This window comes from Anaerocolumna sp. AGMB13025, from assembly GCF_029689925.1.
Lineage (GTDB): Bacteria > Bacillota > Clostridia > Lachnospirales > Lachnospiraceae > Anaerocolumna.
Window position 1 is genome coordinate 5,720,283 of the sequence record NZ_CP121445.1, and the last position, 21,346, is coordinate 5,741,628.

Annotated in this window: 16 protein-coding genes; 4 read left to right on the forward strand and 12 right to left on the reverse strand. The window is 37.7% G+C overall.

Features of this window, described 5'->3' with window-relative positions:
• Positions 1–67 precede the first annotated feature (67 nt).
• The 3 genes from QA584_RS23770 to QA584_RS23780 form a co-directional block, all read right to left on the reverse strand.
• Positions 68–3,016 (reverse strand): insulinase family protein, encoded by a 2,949-nt coding sequence (locus QA584_RS23770; protein WP_278271591.1) that lies wholly within the window; start codon positions 3,014–3,016, stop codon positions 68–70.
• A gap of 621 nt (positions 3,017–3,637) precedes the next feature.
• On the reverse strand, positions 3,638–4,474 hold the full coding sequence (locus QA584_RS23775; protein ID WP_278271592.1) for a DUF4097 family beta strand repeat-containing protein: 837 nt from the start codon (positions 4,472–4,474) through the stop codon (positions 3,638–3,640).
• A complete protein-coding gene (locus QA584_RS23780) occupies positions 4,471–5,151 on the reverse strand; it encodes a LiaF transmembrane domain-containing protein (protein WP_278271593.1) in 681 nt (226 codons plus the stop codon). The genes QA584_RS23775 and QA584_RS23780 overlap by 4 nt, the downstream gene beginning before the upstream one ends.
• A gap of 655 nt (positions 5,152–5,806) precedes the next feature.
• Here QA584_RS23780 and QA584_RS23785 point away from each other — a divergent pair.
• The gene (locus QA584_RS23785) at positions 5,807–6,730 is read left to right on the forward strand and encodes a diacylglycerol/lipid kinase family protein (protein ID WP_278271594.1); all 924 of its coding nucleotides are present in this window, start codon (positions 5,807–5,809) and stop codon (positions 6,728–6,730) included.
• Between the two features lie 120 nt (positions 6,731–6,850).
• Positions 6,851–7,729: a VanZ family protein gene (locus QA584_RS23790; RefSeq protein ID WP_278271595.1), complete on the forward strand. Its 879-nt coding sequence runs from the start codon at positions 6,851–6,853 to the stop codon at positions 7,727–7,729.
• A 3-nt stretch (positions 7,730–7,732) separates the two neighbouring features.
• On the opposite strand, the gene QA584_RS23795 is transcribed toward QA584_RS23790, so the two are convergent.
• From QA584_RS23795 to QA584_RS23805, 3 genes are all read right to left on the reverse strand, one after another.
• Entirely contained in the window at positions 7,733–8,275 is a 543-nt protein-coding gene (locus QA584_RS23795; protein ID WP_278271596.1) for a hypothetical protein, read from the reverse strand.
• A 153-nt stretch (positions 8,276–8,428) separates the two neighbouring features.
• Positions 8,429–10,831, reverse strand: coding sequence for an ATP-dependent DNA helicase (locus QA584_RS23800; RefSeq protein ID WP_278271597.1), 2,403 nt, complete (start codon positions 10,829–10,831; stop codon positions 8,429–8,431).
• A 140-nt stretch (positions 10,832–10,971) separates the two neighbouring features.
• Positions 10,972–11,646, reverse strand: a complete 675-nt coding sequence (locus QA584_RS23805; protein ID WP_278271598.1) for a hypothetical protein — start codon at positions 11,644–11,646, stop codon at positions 10,972–10,974.
• Between the two features lie 267 nt (positions 11,647–11,913).
• Between QA584_RS23805 and QA584_RS23810 the strand changes: the two genes are divergently transcribed.
• Positions 11,914–12,282, forward strand: a complete 369-nt coding sequence (locus QA584_RS23810) for a DUF1292 domain-containing protein (RefSeq protein WP_278271599.1) — start codon at positions 11,914–11,916, stop codon at positions 12,280–12,282.
• 378 nt (positions 12,283–12,660) lie between these two features.
• On the opposite strand, the gene QA584_RS23815 is transcribed toward QA584_RS23810, so the two are convergent.
• The 3 genes from QA584_RS23815 to gltX form a co-directional block, all read right to left on the reverse strand.
• On the reverse strand, positions 12,661–13,287 hold the full coding sequence (locus tag QA584_RS23815) for a nitroreductase family protein (protein ID WP_278271600.1): 627 nt from the start codon (positions 13,285–13,287) through the stop codon (positions 12,661–12,663).
• 268 nt (positions 13,288–13,555) lie between these two features.
• Positions 13,556–15,556 carry an ATP-dependent helicase gene (locus QA584_RS23820; protein ID WP_278271601.1) on the reverse strand — a complete coding sequence of 667 codons (2,001 nt, stop codon included), beginning with the start codon at positions 15,554–15,556 and terminating at the stop codon, positions 13,556–13,558.
• Positions 15,557–15,563: 7 nt separating this feature from the next.
• Positions 15,564–17,027, reverse strand: coding sequence for a glutamate--tRNA ligase (gene gltX, locus QA584_RS23825; protein WP_278271602.1), 1,464 nt, complete (start codon positions 17,025–17,027; stop codon positions 15,564–15,566).
• A gap of 885 nt (positions 17,028–17,912) precedes the next feature.
• On the opposite strand from gltX, the gene mgrA reads away from it, so the two are divergent.
• Positions 17,913–18,902: an L-glyceraldehyde 3-phosphate reductase gene (gene mgrA, locus QA584_RS23830; RefSeq protein WP_278271603.1), complete on the forward strand. Its 990-nt coding sequence runs from the start codon at positions 17,913–17,915 to the stop codon at positions 18,900–18,902.
• A 134-nt stretch (positions 18,903–19,036) separates the two neighbouring features.
• Here the strand turns inward: mgrA and QA584_RS23835 are convergent, their stop codons facing one another.
• The 3 genes from QA584_RS23835 to QA584_RS23845 all read right to left on the reverse strand — a co-directional run bounded on the left by QA584_RS23835 (position 19,037) and on the right by QA584_RS23845 (position 21,324).
• Positions 19,037–19,519: a hypothetical protein gene (locus QA584_RS23835; protein ID WP_278271604.1), complete on the reverse strand. Its 483-nt coding sequence runs from the start codon at positions 19,517–19,519 to the stop codon at positions 19,037–19,039.
• Between the two features lie 79 nt (positions 19,520–19,598).
• Entirely contained in the window at positions 19,599–20,423 is an 825-nt protein-coding gene (locus QA584_RS23840; RefSeq protein WP_278271605.1) for a carbohydrate ABC transporter permease, read from the reverse strand.
• Between the two features lie 13 nt (positions 20,424–20,436).
• Positions 20,437–21,324, reverse strand: coding sequence for a carbohydrate ABC transporter permease (locus tag QA584_RS23845; protein WP_278271606.1), 888 nt, complete (start codon positions 21,322–21,324; stop codon positions 20,437–20,439).
• Positions 21,325–21,346: the final 22 nt, after the last annotated feature.

The window sequence follows — 21,346 nt, forward strand, 5'->3', positions numbered from 1 at the left end:
GAATTATTTTAATATATATTTAACTTTATCACATTCATAAGCAGCGATTATTTCAATTCAACATTCCTTATTTAATAAGTGTCTTTACTTCCAGGAACAAATCCTTGTTCTGTTCCACTTTCGTTTCATTGCCGATAACGCACAGATTATTGCAGTCTAAGATTGCCTTTACGATATCTGCTAAGTTTCTGATATCCTCTACTGTAATATTTAATATTTCATCCCGTTGTTTCTGCAAATCCTCCTGGGTCGTGCCTGACAAATAAGCTCCCATGGAGACATTGCCCTGGGTTCTTGGTGTTCTTGGAGTATCCGTACCGCTTATCGTGCCAATGATATACTTGGTCATATCTCTTTCCTCTGCAGAGAAATTCCTTATATAATCTACCGCTCTTTCATAAACTTCATTGGTTTCCTTTAGGTTAGGATCACGATAGGAAGTAAAATAACCATTGCCGCTGATACTGGAAAAACCGCACATGCAGCCATAAGCGCCGCCTTTGACACGGATATTGTTCCATAAATAATCATAGCTCATAATGATTCTTAAAACATCCAGAGCACCGGTATATTCAAATCCTGCATCCAGGAAATTACCGGTCCTTGCAACATATTGTACCTGACCGGAGGTTTTAAAGCCTTCATTGGTCTTATACAGTGTAAAATGCTCCGACACTTTATCCACCGGATCTGTTTTTAGCTGTTCCACAAAGGGAAGCAGTTTACCGGTTAATGTCTCAAGTCCCTCATCATTAGAAGTAAAGCTTATAATTAAATTTTCTTTTCTGAATATATATTCCATCAATAATTTTAGATTTGCTATTAAACTGCTTTTCTGATTCTGATAATCTGCTTCCAGATTCTCAATAAACTTAAAGTAGGCAATTCCTCTTGTTTCTTCGCTGAATCTGGAGGCTTCCGAAAAATATGACATGGCACGATCAACTGCAGCGGAATGTCCTGCAGAGGTTATGTGCATCAAAAGCCTTGATTTTACCTCCGAGATAATCTCAAGAAGACGCTTCTCATCATCTAGTTTCGTGAAGCTGATGATTTCTTTTAATAAATCAAAAGCATTATCCATTTCCTCGTGTAATACTTTCACATCCATCTGGAAGGTAGGCAGGTAATCCTTGGAACTTCCATTTTTACCAAAGCTTGCCACATCAGAACTAATACCTCCGGTGTGTATATTAATTTCATTGGATAATTCCAGATAGCTGTAATGTTCGGTATCAATATAGCCGAGTACAGTGGATAAAAGTCCCACATATGGAACCAACGCCTTTGGTATGTCTTCCAGATCAAAGAGGAGTTTCATATAGGCAATTCCATTGGTAAAGACATTATGATGGATTAAGGGTATGCCATCTACTTCCTTTTCTGAATTATATATCGGCAGAGCAGTCTTGCCAATATCCTCTCTGCTTAACAATGGAATTTTCTCAACATCTTCCTTTAACGATGGTTCATCCTGGTATGCTTTCAGGTGAATCGTATCCTCCACGATTCTTTTAATCTCTTCCTCTGATAATTTTGCCTTATAATCTGCAAGCTTCTGCCTTAACTGCTCATCCTTAAGGGCCGTCAGTCCGGGCTGGGGCTTTAGGGTAACCATAGCTACGTGATCATTACTCAGCAGATACTGATTTATTAATTTCGTATAGTAATCCGTGCCGATTCTGGTTTTTAATACATCAAATACCCGGTTGGCGCTTAATTTTAAGAACGGTCTGTTATCGTCATAGAGCCAGCTGGAAAGCATCTGGATTCCATACATTAAGCCCTTTGGAAATTGACCGAAATCAGCTTCTCTGTATTTAAATTCATAAAAGTTAATAGCCGCTTTTATGGACTTCTCATCCAGTCCATTTAAAACCAGTTTATTCAGAGTTTCCTGTATAACTTCAACAAATTCTTCCTTCTGGCTTGCATCGGCATTCTTTGCAATAATTGAAAAAATAGGCTGATACGTATCCGAATCAAAACTGCTGATAATATCCTTACCGATTCCAGCATCCAATAAAGCCTGTTTTAAAGGTGCACCAGGGGCTGATAACAGAACATATTCAATGACTTGAAAAGCCATACATAGATCCAGATCCAAACTTGTACCAATGGATAAATTATAACTTAAATAGGTATTATTGGCAGTTTCCTCATTTTCACTTAAGGAATACATAGTTTCCACTTCTCTTACCTTGCCGAAGGGAGTCTGATACTTAATATCGGAATCCACCGGTTCATCGCCAAAATTCATTAAATATTCCGTATCCAGCCAATTTAACTTCTCCAGAACATCCATATCCCCATACAGATAGATATAGCTATTGGAAGGGTGATAATATCTTCTGTGGAAATTAAGGAATTCCTCATAGCTTAAGTCCGGTATAAAATCCGGATCGCCGCCGGATTCCACTCCATATGCGGTATCGGGAAACAGGGCATTCTGGATCGTGCGGAATAGCTGCTGTTCGGGAGAAGAATAAGCTCCCTTCATCTCGTTATATACCACGCCATTGTATTTTAATTCAGCATCTTCATTATCCAGTTCAAAATGCCAGCCTTCCTGTTTGAATATCTCTTCTTTCTTATATATATTAGGATAAAACACTGCATCCATATATACATGAACCAGATTCTGAAAATCCTGGTCATTACAGCTGGCTACCGGATATATAGTCTTATCAGGATAGGTGATTGCGTTAAGAAAGGTATTTAGGGAACCTTTGGCAAGTTCAATAAACGGGTCTTTTGCTGGAAATGCCTTAGAACCGCAAAGTACGGAATGTTCAATAATATGAGGGACCCCCGTGCTGTTAAGAGGAGGTGTCCGAAATCCAATTGAAAACACTTTATTGTTATCATCATTGGTTACTACCGCTACTCTGGCACCGGTCTTTTTATGTCTTAATAATAACCCTAGACTGTTAATATCTTTTAATTCTTCTTCGATGACTAATTCATAAGCAGTAAGGTCGCCTAATTCTTTGCTGCTTTTTAAGTTTCTGGGCATATCATATCCTCCTTAAATGATTTAAATTCAAAAAATAAATGAAGAAAAGTCCCGGTTATAATATCCGAAGACTTATTTATGTTAATCACATGTTCAATCCTTTGACGATTCCCAATCACTATCTGGTAATTATATCATATTATAGCAGAATTGTCATGTTAAAGATAACACCGATTTATTTCTTACTACCAACCAAAATACTTTTATTCACCTGCTAAAAGCATCCGTGTTGTGAATAATAACACGCTTTGTTTTGCCCACCAAGGGCAAAAACAGCCTTTTAGTGCTGAGTATTCGATTTTAAATATTGTGTTCTTATTATTTATTTCCATATATGTCTTGAGGTATTCGATATATGCAAAGAAAATGAAATTTACCGTAAAAGAAAAAGGGTTTTTATTCGACATACCTGATATCGATAAAAACCCTTCTTTAATTATTCTATGCAATTTTATTTTTGAATCTATTTTTCTTTTTATTGCTAAAACTGCATTCTCTTTTAATACTTAAAGTCTGCAAGTTTCTTTTTAATGCTAATAATCATTTTCCTTTTTAGTCCTTAAGTCTTCCATACTCATTTCACTTCTAAATTTTGAACTTCCTTATTATTTGAAACTATACTTATTGAAAATTAATATCAATATTGCCAACTCCGCCGTCTATTTTCAGGGTGTTATCTGCATTTTTGTTATCCCAGTTTAAGTCAGAATATTTTTCACCATTAATACGAATAGAACCTAAGCCTTTTTCAACTCTCAAATTATAGTCATCGCTGCTTTGTAAAAGGTCCAAAGTTACACCGCCGACACCGCAGTCTATTTTATTATTTCCATACAAGGAACCTTGTATTTTCACATTACCGACACCACTGTCTATATCAGAATCGGTAAAATTAACCTGATCTAAAGTTATGTTTCCCACTCCGCCATCTAATTTGACTTGTTCAGCTGTAATCCTGATACCGTTAATGTTACCTGCTCCGGCATTAATATCCAGCTTTTCCGCTTCTAAGTCCTCAATATTAATATTACCTGCTCCGGCATCTAGTTTCATCCGGTCTGCAACAAAATCTGCGGGTACATAAACGGTAATTTTAGATTTATCACCGGCTCCGCCATTACCACTGATAAAATTCCAGAAATTAAATTTGCTTTCAATCTTTAATTCTTTGCTGAAGCTTTTTTCTACGACGAAATCACTGGGCATATTTTGTGCCTCAACCAAAATCTCATCACCTTCGCCCACTCTAATATTTAATGTACCGACTCCATTTTCAATATACAGGCTTTTTACATCGGAAAAACTTTTATTTATATCAATGCTGCCCTTTCCGGGATTATGGGATAGAAGCCCGGTTACGGCTAATACGGCTGTTACGATTGCCGAAAGAATGGTAAAGGCTAATGCCGCGGCAAAGGCCATTGCAATATATTTAATTACTTTTTGAAATTCACTCATTTTATATCAATCCCTCCAAACATGCAAGTTGAATTCAGGAAAATCGTAGGGGCGTTTGGATCCTGTGAAGTACCTGCCTTATTATCAACTCCGCCGAAGATTGGTACATTCGATACCTTAACCTTTACATTGGACGGAACCTTTATATCAATTCCGCCAAATACTGCAGTGGCATTAATTACTACATCTTCATCAATTATTGCATTTCTTAAATCCAGATCAACACCGCCAAATATTGCATTAATTGTTGTTCCATAGAATTTTTCACCGGTTACCTGATAGTTGCTTCCTGAAAATATAGCAGAGTGTTCGGCTGAACCTCCCTGATACTTTACATCGATGCGATGGCTGAAGTCTCCATGAAACATATTCTTAAATATCATGCTGATTCCTATTAAAACAAATATGAACGGAACTATTAATTTACCCATAACTTCACCGTTAATGATACCCTGACTCGACATCAGCAGCATGATACCAATTAACAGTCCTGCTAAATTGCTTACACGGAAGCCATTCTGAATTAGGCTTATTCCACAGGGGACTATTATGAATAATGTCCACCAGCCGCGGAAGAATAATTCAAAGTTCCATAGGTTGAATGCATTTCCTGCGAAGCCGACACCGATTACAATAAAGAACAGCCCCCACATTATATTACTTGTTTTTATTCTCATATTAAAAACCTCCCAGTTTTTTTCATTTATTTTATACTCTAATGATACTTTATGGACTGTTCATTAACAAGTTACATTTGTCATATGGTCATACTGTATTTTGTCATGATTTTTTGTGTTTATTAAATGGCTGTTGGGGCTAATTTAACAGGGGGGCTTAAAGGGGGCGGCAGTTTCTGTGGTCCGGGCTGATTTTTTATCAGTGAAAGAACCCCTATGACACTAAAACTGGAGAATTTGCTTATAACAGCTTGAAAAGGGGAAAACTCACTTCGTTCAAACAGTTCCCCTTCTCAAGCTTGACGCAAATTCTCTGGTTTAAGTGTCATTAGGGAACCTTTCAAATGATAAAAAATCAGCCCGGACCACAGAAGCTGCCTCACTCTTTGGAAGTAACCATATTAGTTACTATAATGACCATTTTGCTAAATCTTCATTTGCGTCAGCGAGTTTTACTCTTTTCCTGCTGTTATAAGCACTGATCAGAGTTTTTAGTGACACAAGGAACCTTTCCCTGCAGGAATTATATAACCACACCTGGAAGCCGCCGCATCTTTGTCAATCTTGTCAATTATCATCATTGACTTTAACCCAAATTTCATATAATATTTACATAGATATACAAAAAAGGAACGAATATGCAGAGGAGTTTTTTATGTATCACTTTATTATCAACCCAAAATCCCGTTCAGCAAGAGGCATTAAAATATGGCATACTGTTAAAGAGGAACTTGATAAACGAGGGGTGTCTTATACGTTCCATATTACCAGATACCAGTTTCATGCGACCGAGTTAGCACAGGAGATATGTCTTACTTATTCCGGCATTAAGAATATAGTGGTTCTTGGAGGGGATGGGTCTGTGAATGAAGTAATCAATGGGATTACGGATTTTAGCGAAGTGATATTAGGATATATTCCCTCTGGATCCAGCAATGATTTGGCCAGAAGCTTAGGACTGCCAAAGGATCCGATTGAAAACCTTAACCGAATCCTTACTCCTTCCCGCTTTCAGTATATTGATATGGGAAGTGTAAAAACCAGTGATAAGGTACAGGAAAGAAAGTTTACTGTAAGTACCGGTATTGGATTTGATGCTGCCATCTGTGAAGAGACCTTTCATTCTAAATTAAAGATACTATTAAACCGTTATGGACTGGGTAAGCTCACTTATATTATTATTGCTTTGAAGCAATTGATGTCCTGCAAGTTTTTAAATGGATCTGTAACCATCGATGGCTGCCGGACCATATCTTATAAAAAAATGCTTCTAATAACCAGTATGATTCACAAATATGAAGGTGGCGGGATGCAGATTGCACCGGCTGCAGATCCGTATGACGGTCAGCTCTCTGTCTGTATCGTTCATGGAGTTTCCAGACTGCGGATTCTTACGGTATTACCCTTTCTGCTTATTGGAAAACATATTCATTTTAAAGGTGTTGAAACCTTTAATTGCCACACCCTGGATATTGACATAACAGAACCGGCCTGGATACATGTGGATGGGGAATGTCCCAATCGGTTTCAAAAACTGACCGTATCCTGTCTTTCCAATCAGTTAAGAATAATAAAATAAATTTTATCATTAATAAGAAGATTCCGGTTAGAAAAGTAAAACGCTTTTTAACCGATAAAAAACACAGAGGATGCTTTCCACTCAGTATTTGATTGCCGCTATGGGCAGATGGAGGTTATTATGCAAAGGAGTTCGATCAGTTTTACAACCCTTATTATTTTGTTCAGTATCCTAACGGAACTGGCTCAGTTTACGGTCTATTACTTTCTTGGTCCTACGGTATTTGTCTATTGTATTGCTGCTTTCATCTGCTTATTGTTCTCCCATGTCTTTTTGGAGAAGACTCTTAGTTTTGAAGCCTGCTTCAGCTATTCTTTATTGAATGTTTTTATGTGTGCTATCATTCTAGCACTTTCTTATTTTGGGGGAACTGATTCCCTTCTAAAATATCAGCCTAATTTAATTTTGTTTGTTATCCTGAATTGGCTGATTCCTCTTCTATACTGCGTTATACGCAATTTAGGGGATAGATCGTTGAAATATTCAGATTTTAATAAATTTTACCGTAATACTAATCTGATATTTATCTTTTTTTATGTTGGTCTTTTCATCTTTTTGTTATTCTTTAGGAATAAAACCTTTGTGGGGCATTATACCGGCATTGATAAGATAAATTTAATTCCCTTTTTTACAATTGCTACCCTGATTGAGAATTACATAAACGGCAGTCTTACATTGGGTGCTGTTATAAAATATATTGCATATGATACGGCACTGTTCTTGCCCTTCGGCTTTTATGCCGTCTTATTGCTGCGCTATCAAAGCAGGTTAATCCGTTTGCTGGCTCTTTTATTCCTACCGGCTTTGGTCGAGGTCTTACAGCAACTATTTCACCTGGGCAAATGCGATTTAGACGATATAGTATTGGGCTTACTGGGAGGTTTTATCGGTGCTGTTCTTTATCATACTGTAAACCGTATTTACCGTTTTTTCACAGAGGAAGACTTTCTGTATAATAGACCTCATTATTCCTTTTCCGGCAGATCCCTGCATTTTTAATTATTATACCCTCTCGGAAAATTCATAAGAAAACAGCTGCTTAGCGGGATAAAATTCAATAATACCTAATTTTTTAAGTAGCCCATTAAAGGGCAAGTCCGTGCCGTTTAAAAAATCAACTGCTGCCCCTAATTTTCCTTTATCAAAAGATACGGTTAACTGGCAATCCGGTTTCCAAATTCCCGGAACAAAATAATTCCCATTGTCTTTATTCAGAAATTTACTAAAAGTTTTTTGAATTTCCTTATGCAATTCTATAATCTCACTATTCTCAGCTATATCGATCGTTAGAAAGGGATTCTGACTGGGATATATACCATACTTTTTAAAGTACAGCTCTATCTTTTGCTTTTTTTCCGTAAGTAAGAGAAGTTCTTTATTGGCATATTCTAAATCAAGTGAATCCAACATAGCAAATTTGATATGGGGACTATTGAAGGAATGAATCAGATAATCGTCTACACCGATAACTTCCATTCCTTTCCACAGTGCCTTTATTCTTTCTTCTGAAGTGTAATCAAAATAACCCACAACCGCATATCCCATAGAACTGCTCCCTTCCACCTTGAAATACCTTTACCTTAAGTATATCTGCTAACAATCTATTTCGCAAGATATCTATATAAAATTCGCAAAACCTTTCCTTATCCTGTAACAAATACAATTGTCCATTTTGGTGCGATGGTTTTTGGTATTCTATCATAAATCCATCTGATTCCAAAAATTAGTAAGTTCCGCTTCCATGGATTTTACATTAACGAGCAGATTCGGAAACCACTCTCTGGGAAAAAGACCGGTATACTGGGGCTGACGAAACCGTTCATCTAAAAGCAGAATGGCACCCTTATCCTCCATGGTCCGGATTACTCTTCCTGCTGACTGAAGTACTTTATTCATTCCCTGATATAAATAAGCATAATCAAATCCTCTTCCATTCCGTTCATCATAAAAGCTGCGGAATAGTTCTTTTTCATTGCCTATCATGGGAAGACCGGTGCCGACAATTACGGTTCCGATTAACCTGTCATTTTTTAAATCGATGCCTTCACTGAAGATTCCTCCCATAACACAAAAACCAATTCTGCTGGTATCCGGCTCTGTTGTAAAATCTTCTAAAAATTCCTCTTTTTCAAGCTCTGTCATATTATTTTTCTGGATAACCAGTCCGTTTAAACGGTCTTTCGCAAGTTCCGCTATCTGGTTTAACATCTGATAAGAAGGAAAAAAAACCATATAATTACCTTTCCTGGCATTGGTAAAGGCAGCAATATATTCAGTAATTTTTTCAAATTCCTCATTATTACGTCTGGTATATTTAGTACTCACATCACTGCCGATCATCAGCAGACGGTTCTCTTTTAAGAAAGGAGAAGGTGCATATACAGCATAATCTCCTTCTCTGCCCCCTAACTGCTCCTTATAATATTGTATGGGTAAGAGAGTGGCTGAGAAAAACACCGCACTTTTCCCTTTATCAAGGCAGGCATTCAGATTATCAGAAGGATCCATACACAATAATTTTATGCGAAACTCTCCCTGATCATCATAATCCGTATAGGTAAGGTACTTTTCATTATAGATTTCGTATATATTGAGAAAATGCCGGATATCCATATACAGGCTTAAGATTTCCTCCTTCCCTTCCGAGTCCTTATACCCTGTCAGATATTCCTCGTATTCTGTCATCAGCCGCATCAGATGCAAAACGAAATCCGTTATATTATCAATTACTTTACAATTCTCGCATTCTCTTTTTAGCTTAAGCAAATCACTGTTGCAGACCTCCAGCCGCTTTTCCAGTTTCGGGGTGTTATAAGGATTTGATAATGCTCCGTTTTGTGTCTTAATAATACGCTTAACTTTTAAAAATTGTTCTTTATAGAGCACCGCACTGTACATCTCTCGTGCACGATCCACCAGATTATGTGCTTCATCTATCAGAAATACATAATCATTCTTTTTATCACCCAGAAAGAATCTTCTAAGATATACATTAGGATCAAAAGCATAGTTATAATCGCAAATGATGTTATCCGCCCAGGTAGTTACATCCAGGCACATTTCAAAAGGACACACCATATGCTTTTGGGCATAGGAATGAATCAAATCCCTGGATATCTCATTTTCCTTCGTAAGCAAGTCATATACTGCATCATTAACCCGGTCATAATGCCCCTTTGCCCTCTGGCAGGAGACGGGGTTGCAGTCTGGTTTGTCCAGCACACAGATTTTCTCCTTTGCGGTTATGGTCACTGATTTCATATGAAGACCTTTTTCCACCAATTTCTGAATGGTCTCTTCTGCAACGGTTCTGGTTATGGTCTTGGCTGTCAGGTAAAAAATCTTACTGACAAGACCTTCCCCCATGGCTTTTATAGTTGGATAAACAGTCGATATGGTTTTGCCAACACCAGTAGGCGCTTCAATAAATAACCGCTTATCACGGATTATAGTCTTATAAACATCGGTAACCAGTTCTTTCTGACCCATCCGGTAAGCAAAGGGAAAGTCAAGGGTCTTAATGCTTTCATTACGTATTTTAGCCCAGCCAAGCTGCCAAACAGCCCATTTTCCGTATTCTCTGGTCAGATTCATAAACCAGGTTTCCAATTCAGTAAAGGTAAAGTTCTCATCAAAGTACTTCATAACTTCGGTTTCCAGATTACAGTAGGTTAAACGGATGCCGATTTCTTCATGTTCATACAGTTTGGAATAAATATAAGCATAGCACATGGCCTGGGCACGGTGTACCGCTACTGGTGCCTCTAGATGGCTTAATTCCATATAGACACCTTTTATTTCATCTATTATGACAGAGGGTGTTTCCTCTGGCTGGTTGATAATACCATCTGCTCTGCCCTCTACGCAAAGTTCAAATTCAATACCCTCCCTGGTAACTGGAACCGTTATGCTTAACGGAAATTCTGCACTGTAATTAGAACCCATTTGTTTTTGAATTTTTCTATGGATTCTGCTGCCCTCCTGCATCGCATCCGTATCCCGCCTGCCTCCGGTCCTATTATCTAAATCCCCGGAGCGTAATATGAATTCGACTAAGTTCCTTACGGATATTTTAATCATATCTGCTGCTTCGTTTCCCATAATAAATGTTTACCCCTATCTGTTAAGTATCCCCGTATTCTTGTGTGGGAATAAGCCATATATTATATAAGGCATCTTAAATGATTGCTTCATTTACAGATGCCTTTAATTTATGTTATTCGTATATATAAGATTATAGCCTATAAAAATTCGGTATAATCTTCGTCATCATCACCATACCGACCGCTTTCATACCCTTTCGTCCAGTCGATATTATTGGTTCTTCTTTGTTTTACCTGAGGTTTACTTGGCTTATCCGATTTTTTATTGATTTCCTGATTCTTCTTCTGAACTGCTTTCTTTTCTCTCTCTAAGCGCTTTATCGTCTCAAATTTATCAGGCTGTTGTTCCTTATCCTTACTTTGAGAGGTTTTTGTTCTGGAGTCACCCATTCGTTGGTCTCTACCGCTGCTATAGCCCTTGCCATACCGATTGTCACTGTCATAATCCTTATCCTTATTATAACCGCCGCCTTTTTGATCCCTGCCCCTGTTAAAGTTACCGGAGGGTCTGCCGTCCTTGTTATCTTTTCCGCTATAGGGTTTGGAATCTTTATTGTAAGGTTTGTTTTCCCTGTTATAAGAATTACCGGGCTTATTCTCCTTATTAAAAGAATTACCGGGTCTGTTCTCTTTATTATAGGGTTTATTCTCTCGATTAAAAGGTTTGCTGTCTCTGTTTCCTTGTCCGGTCATTCCATGATTATTTCCGGTTTCACGACTAGTTCCTGGCCTGTGGTTCTCGTTTAATCTGGCATTCATATTATTGCCACGATTATCTCTTGGTCTGCTATCATTAGCATTGGTTGTAGCCACTTAAATGTTCTCCTCTCTTTCCCGCCTGATACCTATTATTCTTGTCAAATCTATTGTATATTTTATTCTATTTTTATATAAAGTCAATATATTTTTAGTAAAAATAAATTTATTTTTATGGCTAGAATTACCTTGCAATTTAACGGTTTATCTGTTAAAGTCAAATTGTATGAAACAATAGAATGGATTCTTCATTTTATTGCCATAATATTATTTGCCGGAGTAGAATTCCTATTCACAGGCTTACTGAAAGAGAGGTATATTATAATGAGCGAACACGAACACGACTGTGATTGCGGTTGCGGACATGACCACGAACATGATCATGATCATATGAATGTAACACTAACATTGGATGACGGTACAGACTTAGAATGTGAAGTTTTATGTATCTTCCCGGTTGGTGAAAAAGATTATATTGCACTTGTTCCTGCCGAAAGAGAAGATGATGAAGATGGTGAAATCTTCTTATATCAATTCATTGAACATGAAAACGATGAAATTGAATTACTTAATATTGAAGACGACGAAGAATTCGAAGCAGTATCCGATGCATTTGACGAATTAATGGACAGTGAAGAATTTGATGACATGTTCGATGATGACGACGAAGACAGCGAAGATGAAGAAGTATAATATTCCTTTAAGCATACCAATGCTGTAAAAGATATAAGACTATTGATGATAAGGCTTTTAATACTTATTTTACAATAGTCTTTTTTTATGTAATAGAAATTGCGTCCTATTACATAAAAACGCTCCGGTATGAATGCGCAACCTATCGGAGAGTAAGTTTATTACTGCCTAATCCTCTCCGGCGCGAAGGTGTCAGTAAACTGACACCTTGTTCTTCTATATAATAGTTCTTCAATCTGTATATCTACTTTGTTCTTCTATATAATAGTTCTACAATCTGTACATCTATTGCAATCCTCTAATTTTTCTTACCTTCATAAAAAACTGTCATGTGATATTTCTGCATCCCATTAATATTAGCCACATCACTGCAATCAATTACCACTTATTAATATGTATCTTATCTTCTATCTTAACTTCTTTCTGTTCTATCACCGCTGCTTCCTCCGCCGGATATCCAATGGATAAAAAACAAGGCATAAAATAATCGGTCGGACACCCCATAACTTCAGCAAGATATTCCGTCTCCCCAGTCATCGGTATCCGCATAGAGCAAGCCAGACCTTCTGCTGCGGCTGCCAGGAAAATATTCTCAATGCAGCACCATATGGAGGCAAAACCATTCAGTGAACTTAAGGTTTTCGGAGCTAAAAGAGGGGCTTTCTGCCTATAAAAAGGTAATACCAGACAACCGGCATTATGAAGCATGGAATATTGTTTTGGAATTGCATCCTGATACATCTTCTGCTGACACTCATTCTTAAGCCCCATAGAATTTACGATAAACTCCAAACGTTTCTCCGTAACTTTCTTTGGAATCTTTTTTAGTACTTTTTCGATTTCACTTTTGTCATTCAATATAACAAATTCCCAGTTCCTTAAATGGTCGTTACTAGGTGCCTTAAGCCCCGCCGATAAGATTCTCTTAATTACTTCCATATCCACCGGTTCCTCTTTAAAATCCCTGACGGTTCTTCTGCTCTTCACAGCTTCATAAAAATCCATAATCTGTTCTCCCTCGTATTCTATTATTTCGCAGGTTTCTTCTGCACTGCTAATTAACCTTAACCACTAGTACAGTTTCTTCTTGAAACATAAACGTAAGATACTGTTTAGCCATTTTAACTGCTGTCAGACCTATGACTAGGTACAGTAATTATAGTAACTAGTATCAGTAGCAGTACTTTAGAATGAGAATACCCTTTAAAACCGATTATAGCACATATGTTCTGTTTTTACAACTGCTGAAATCCTTTTTTTACCTATTTTAAAATCATAAATTTCTTATCTCCAGAAGCATATTTTGAATACAGTACTCCAAATCCAGTGCCCGCTCTCTCTTTTGCTCCTCAAAGTAAATCACCAGTTTACCCTGATTATTCGCTTTGATAATTCCTTCCCCATAGGTCTTATGGATAACTTTCGTGCCAGCTTTTAACTGTTCTTTATTTAGGAGTAATTCCCCTACAAATCTGGAACAAGTCATTTCTTTATTGTAACGTTCCTTTACGGAGTATACATGCAGATATTCTTTCGCCCTGGTAACCGCCACATAGAATAACCTTCTCTCCTCCTCCATATCTGCTTCTAATAAAGCCTTTCTGTGAGGCGTTATTCCTTCATTAGCATCAACAATAAATACAGCCCTGTATTCCAGTCCTTTGGAACCATGCATGGTAACCAGCGCCACGCTGTTTTTATTCTGTTTCTGATTTTGAGCCTGTTTCTTAAGCTCCTCCTGGTACTCGCTGATATGGAAAAACCATTCCTCATAGGTTTTATATTCCCTGGCAGAATCCTGCAATTCGTTTAAGGTATCAAACAGCTCCTCTACTTTAATCCTCCGAAACGCAGCATACTCTGTTAAGTAATCCTCATAGCCGATTCCCTTTCTGATATAATTAATAGCAGCAAAAGGGCTCATATTTTTCATAAGTTCCAAGTCATATTCCAGTTTATTTATCCTCTCTAACATCCATTCCTTGTCACTGTAATACTCTCTTACTTCTTCGAATTCTACTTTGGGATTATGAAAACAGTCACGGCTTATATAACGCTTCGGACGGTTTACAACTTGCAGGAATAGATTCCGGTCCCGCTGACCCATTGCCAGTTTCATATAGGTAATAATATTAACGGCAATCCAGTGATCGTAAAGATTAGGTATCATATCTCTCATTTGAAAGGGTACATTATATTCCATCAGCTTATCAATTAATGCCCGGGGTTGGGTATTGGTACGAAAGAGAATAGCCATATCAGAAAAGGGAATGCCTGCTTTATAATACATCAGGATATTGGCAACCACCATACTGTTCTGCTCTTTTAACTCCTTAAAGGCTTTTATCATAACTTCCTGTCCTCCGGAGTTTTTTGCACGGATATCCTTTATAAACCGTTTTGTATTATTTTTGACCAGAGAGGTCGCACACTCCACAATTCTTTCCGTAGAACGGTAATTTACATCCAGTAAAATCCGTTTCCCCTCCGGATAATCTTTATTAAAGTTTAACATAATCTCCGGCTTTGCCCCTCGGAAACGGTAAATAGACTGGTCATCATCCCCTACGATAAACAGGTTATTCTCAGGCAGAGCCAATAGTCTTATAATGTCATACTGTACTTTATTTATATCTTGGAATTCATCAATTAAGATATATTGGTATTTTTTCTGCCATACAGACAGAATGTCCGGGCGTTCTGTTAAAAGTTCATAACACAGTACCAGCATATCATCAAAATCAATTAAATTTTCTTTACGGAGTCTGTTTTCATAGGCTTGATAGATTTTTTTGAATATTTCGTCAGAACAGTTTATGGAATAATAGTGCTCCAAGTCCATCCGCTCTCCTTTCACAAGGCTGATTTCGGAGATAATACCGGAGATAAATTCTTTTTCATCTTCTATTTCATACTCCAGATGTTCTACAATCTCCCGGAAAAAAAGATTTTTCTGATCCTCACGGATAATGTTGGCGGCACTATAGTGATAGGCATATTTTAATATGGTAAAAAACACGGCATGAAAGGTTCCAAAATTAACCCCCTCACCCTTACCGCCCATCAACCGGACAAAGCGTTCTTTCATTTCTCCGGCGGCGGCTTTGGTAAAGGTAATCACCAGAATGTTCTGGGGATTCACCCCATATTGTCTAATCAGTTCTTCGGTTCGTCTCGTTATTACCAGGGTTTTACCGGAACCGGGCCCAGCTAATACCAGCATGGGCCCTTTATTATGATTAATTGCTGTTAATTGTGATTGATTCACTTCCATAGCCAGCTTACCTTGTGCTTAATTTATCAATAGCAAGACGGATACGGCGAAGGCTTTCCTCTTTACCGATGATATTCATGATTTCATAAGCTCCACCTGGAGTTGACTGTTTACCGGATACGGCTGTTCTGACAGGCCATAAGCCCATGCCGTTTTTAATGCCTTTTTCTCCGATATAGCCCATAATTACACCTTCAATTCCTGGAATGGAATAATCCTCAAGAGCCTCCAGAAGCGGTAACTGTTCCTTTAATATGGATAAAGAGATTTCTGCATCGGTCTTCATCTTTTTATGAGTATACATAGCAATATCATAGTCTGGTATCTCTTCAAAGAAATCAATCATATCTTTAATATCTAAGAAGGTTTCAATTCTTGTCTTTACTAAATCCGCTATTTTCTTTAAATCCAGATCTTTGTGGATTACTTCCTGTATATAGGGAAGAGCAAGGGTATAATAACGTTCATTATCCATTCTCTTGATATATTCACTGTTCATCCATCTTAACTTTGCCATATCAAAAACAGCCGGAGATTTGTTAATGTGATTGTAGTCAAACTCCTTAATCAATTCCTCCAGGGAGAAGATTTCTTCATTGGTACCGGAACTCCAGCCAAGTAAGGCGATGAAGTTCACAATGGCTTCTGTTACAAAGCCCTGTTCCAGTAAATCTTCAAAAGAAGAGTGTCCGCTACGTTTGGATAATTTCTTATGCTCCTCATTGGTAATTAGGGGACAATGAACATAGATCGGCTCTTCCCAGCCAAAGGCATGATAAAGTCTCGTATATTTCGGTGCAGATGAGAGGTATTCGTTACCTCTTACCACATGGGTAATTCTCATTAAATGGTCATCTATAACATTGGCAAAGTTATAGGTCGGGAATCCGTCGGACTTAATAAGTATCATATCATCCAGCTCTGCATTATCTACTGTAATATCACCATAAATGGCATCGTGAAAGGTGGTACTGCCCTCTAAAGGAGTATTCTGGCGGATTACATAAGGTATTCCGGCTGCAAGATTGGCACTGATTTCTTCCTTTGATAAGTGGAGGCAATGCTTATCGTATTTAATAATCTCCTTATCTTCTTCTTCGGAAACCACACTTTTTAAGGTAGCCAGTCTTTCCTTTGTACAAAAGCAGTAATAAGCCTCACCTTTTTCAATTAATTGTTTGGCATATTCTAAGTAGATACCACTAGCCTGACGTTCACTCTGTATATAAGGACCACAGCCACCGTCTTTATCAGGTCCTTCGTCATGGGTCAAACCTGTTATTTTTAAGGTATTATAGATAATATCGATGGCACCTTCCACGAACCGTTCCTGGTCAGTATCTTCTATTCTTAGAAGGAAATCTCCTCCCTCATGCTTTGCAATCAGGAATTCATATAAGGCGGTCCTTAAATTTCCAACGTGCATTCTGCCCGTAGGACTTGGTGCATATCTGGTTCTTACTCTGTTCATATTACTCCTGCTCCTGTTCTTATACTCTATTCTAACTCCTGCCATACTGGGGTAATAAACTTCTGGTAAATTTAAATTTAGTATGACATTCATAAGTTGCTCTAATACCTATGCCTGTCCCAAGCTTGTTCATCTACTACTTAGAAAGGTACTATTATAATATTAAATTCGTTTATTAAGTATAATCCATGTACCAGGTTCTGTCAAGTAACTGCAGGTGCCACAATTGCTGTCTCTGTCAGGGTTTATAACTGATTTTACATCTTCTAAAGGCAGCAAGATTGTGAAAGTAACCTGCTATATTTCCTTTATTTTCTGTGATGTGACTCTGTACTTATTAGAAACACTCTTTTATTATCGTTTGCTTTTTCTATCCTTACCTTTTTTGTCTTTATCTTTTTCTATCCTTACCTTTTTTGTCTTTATCTTTTTCTGTCACTATCTTTTTTTGTCTTTATCTCTTTCTGTCTTTATCTCTTTCTGTCTTTATCTTTTTCTGTCTTTATCTTTTTCTGTCTTTATTTTTTTCTGTCTTTATTTTTTTCTGTCTTTATTTTTTTCTGTCTTTATCTCTTTCTGTCTTTATCTTTTTCTGTCTTTATCCTTTTCTGTCTTCATCTTTTCTGTCTTTATCTTTTCTGTCTTTATCTTAACCAGCATTTATATAAGATACTACATATATTACTATTTCTTACCCCCTTGCTTTCTATTCCCTAGGATTATATTATAAACTAGTAGCAAAGATTACCTGTCCTTTTTGCCTTAGATGCTAAGAATGAATCATACATTTTGTTTACCGCACTGTTTCTTATACAGTGGTGTAAACAATTACAATATTCAGCTTTAGGGTATACTGGGATAATAATAGAAAGAGGTGTTAGTGCAATGTACCAGGCAAGTGACAAACGCTATGATAATATGATTTATAACCGCTGCGGAAAAAGCGGACTTAAACTTCCGGCCCTTTCCTTAGGTCTTTGGCATAATTTTGGTTCTGTAAATAACTACGATACCATGGTTGAGCTGGTAACCACATCCTTTGATAACGGTATCACTCATTTTGATATTGCCAATAACTATGGACCAAAACCAGGTTCCGCAGAAGAAAATTTCGGCAGGATGTTAAAGCACGAATTAAACCCCTACCGGGATGAATTAATTATCTCAACGAAAGCCGGTTATGATATGTGGCCCGGTCCCTATGGTAACTGGGGCAGTAAAAAATACTTAGTTTCAAGTCTTGATCAAAGCTTAAAAAGGCTGGGTCTTGACTATGTAGATATCTTTTATCATCACAGACCCGACCCGGATACCCCTTTAGAAGAAACCATGGGTGCCCTAAGTCACATCCTTCGTTCCGGTAAAGCCCTTTATGTTGGTATCTCCAATTATAATGCAGAGGATACCGAAAAAGCTGCAAAGCTCTTAAAGGAGATGGGGACTCCTCTTTTAATACACCAGCCTAATTACAGTATGTTTAACCGCTGGGTCGAATGGGATTTGATTAACGCACTGAAACGTAACGGCGTTGGCAGTATTGCGTTCTGCCCTTTGGCACAAGGTCTGTTAACCGGTAAATATCTGAAAGGAATACCAACGGATTCAAGAGCTGCAAGTCCAAACAGTCCGTTTTTAACTTCTGATTCCGTAACTCTTGAGAAGATTGAAAAAGTTAGAAAATTAGATGTCCTAGCCAAAGAAAGAGGTCAGAGTATGGCGCAGCTGGCTCTTGCCTGGGTACTTCGTGGAGGCAATATTACAACGGCATTAATAGGAGCCAGTAAACCCTCCCAAATAACTGAGAATATTGGTACTTTAAAGAATCTTTCCTTTACGGAAGACGAATTAAATGCCATTGATGAAATTCTAAAATAAAATCATAAATAAACGGCTGTGCTTATTCAAAAACTCGAATACTGCAACAGCCGTTTATTTATGATTGCTTAAAACAATTTACTTTATATTAATGTATGAATAATCCTACTTAAAGAATAACTCTTCTATCTATTTTACAACTGATTATTATAAAGTTGATTCATATAATCATTCAGGTTCATACCACTATTTAATATCTGCATCAAACCAACGCTCAACATAAATACAGTAACTGCAATTATAATTGCAATCACAATAAGGCTGGCTCTTGCCCAGTTTTTTTTGCTTTGGGGTGTATCACTTCCAAAGGCCCATACAAACATCATAACTATAAAAAGAAAGGGACCAATAGCCGGAATGAGTAAAAGAAGCATGGATCCCATCCAGTTGCCGAAGGAAACCGGCTTTTCATTCTCAGAATTTACATCACTATTACGCTCCATGCTCTGTTTAACATAGACCGGAGCCGGCTCCTCCTGTTTAAAAGATATATTTTCACGGAAAGAAGTACCGCAATATTCACAGTAATTTGCATTTTCATTCTCAATATTACGCCCACAGGCTTTACAAACCATAGATTTATTGTCCTTTCTAATTTCTACACTGCCCATATCCAAAACTATCGTCTCTATTATAACACATATTGACAAAAATCCAAATTAAAATAATAAAATTATTGGAAAACCCATTTCCGAATCAGCCTTTTGCCGCACCCGCCAGATTGAATCCTTTCGACATATAATTTTGTGCAAAAATATATAAAAGAATGGAGGGCATGGCATATAAAGCAGAATACGCTGCTAACTGACCGTAAGCTACCATTCCGAAATTACCAAAGAATTGATATAGTTTTACTGAAGCCGGAAATTTTTTAAGTGTCTGCAGCAAAATATATGGAACAAAAAAATTACCCCAGCTTCCTGAAAAGGTAAAAATAGCAGTTACACAAATTCCCGGAAACATAAGGGGGATTATCACTTTACGAATACCGGTAAACGTGGAGGCTCCATCCACTTTTGCCGCCTCCTCCAGTTCCACCGGTACACCATCCATAAAACTCTTCATCAGCCAGATGCCATAGGGAAGGGAGGTTGCTGTCAGGAATAAGATGACACCGGTTATACTGTCATATAAACGAATAGATAAAAAGAGCTTGAATACAGGGACCATAACCGCAGTCATTGGTAAGGAGGTCATGAACAGTATGGTATAAAGAAACATTTTCCGATACCGTAATTCATATCTGGATAAAGGATAGGCTGCCAGCCCCGCCAAAATGACAACAAAAGCCGACTGAACCAGTGAGATCATAAGACCGATGGCAAACCCCCTTCGGTTTGCCTGATTGCTCAATACTTCCCTGTAATTACCAAGGGTAAAGGAACGTGGGATTTTTAATGCCTGTGACGCAGTTACATCTAGTGAAGCGAATAAGACCCACAAAAGAGGTAATATAAATACAATAGCTAATACTGTAAGAACAAGATATGGTATTATTTTTTCTGACCTTTTTTTATTCAAGCATATGCCTCCTCTATTCTCCGGTAAGCCTTATATAAATCACACTAAAGAGTATACCAATCACTAACAGGATCATGGATATAGCAGTGCCATACCCAAGCTGATAACTCACAAAAGCCTCTTTATACATAAATACAGGCAGGGTCAGGGTCTTCGTACCGGGACCTCCTCCGGTCATGGTATAAACAAGTCCAAATACTCCTAAGGTAGAAAGGGTATTTAACAATGTGTTGGTAGCAATATTATTTTTTATACTGGGTAATACAATCCATATAAGGTTTTGAAGCCGGCCGGCACCATCTACTTTTGCCGCATCAACGATTTCACCTGGGACGCTGTCTAACGCCGATTGAAAATTCATCATGGAAAATGCAGTCCCATGCCATATATTGGCCAGAATGACTGTCAGCATGGGAAACTGGTATAACCATTCTACTGTCTTAAGATGAAGAAATTTAAGAATAATATTTATCGTGCCGGAATCTCCAAAAAATGCACTAAAGCATAGAGCTGCCACAATTTCAGGCATGACCCAGCCTGCTAAAATGCAAGAACCCACAAACCTTCTGAAGGTTTTATTCTTATTTTTCATAAAAGCCGCAAGAACAAACCCAAGGATCTGCTGCCCCACCAGACTTCCGATTAAAAATATAATTGTATTAAAGATGCTAATATACAAAGAAGGATCTTCTAATAATTCCGTATAATTTTGTATTCCGACATATTGCAGATTTTTGGCATTTTCTCCGGTTAAGGCTAAATTTGTGAAAGAATAGTAAACGGTTAATAAAATAGGCAGGACAAAAAAACCTGCCAGCATTGCCACTGCAGGAAATAACAGAACAGATTCTCTTGCTTTTACTGCCGGTGCTCTCTTTACGGGTGCGCTTACTCCTCTCATAGTTGAAATCTCCTTTATAAAA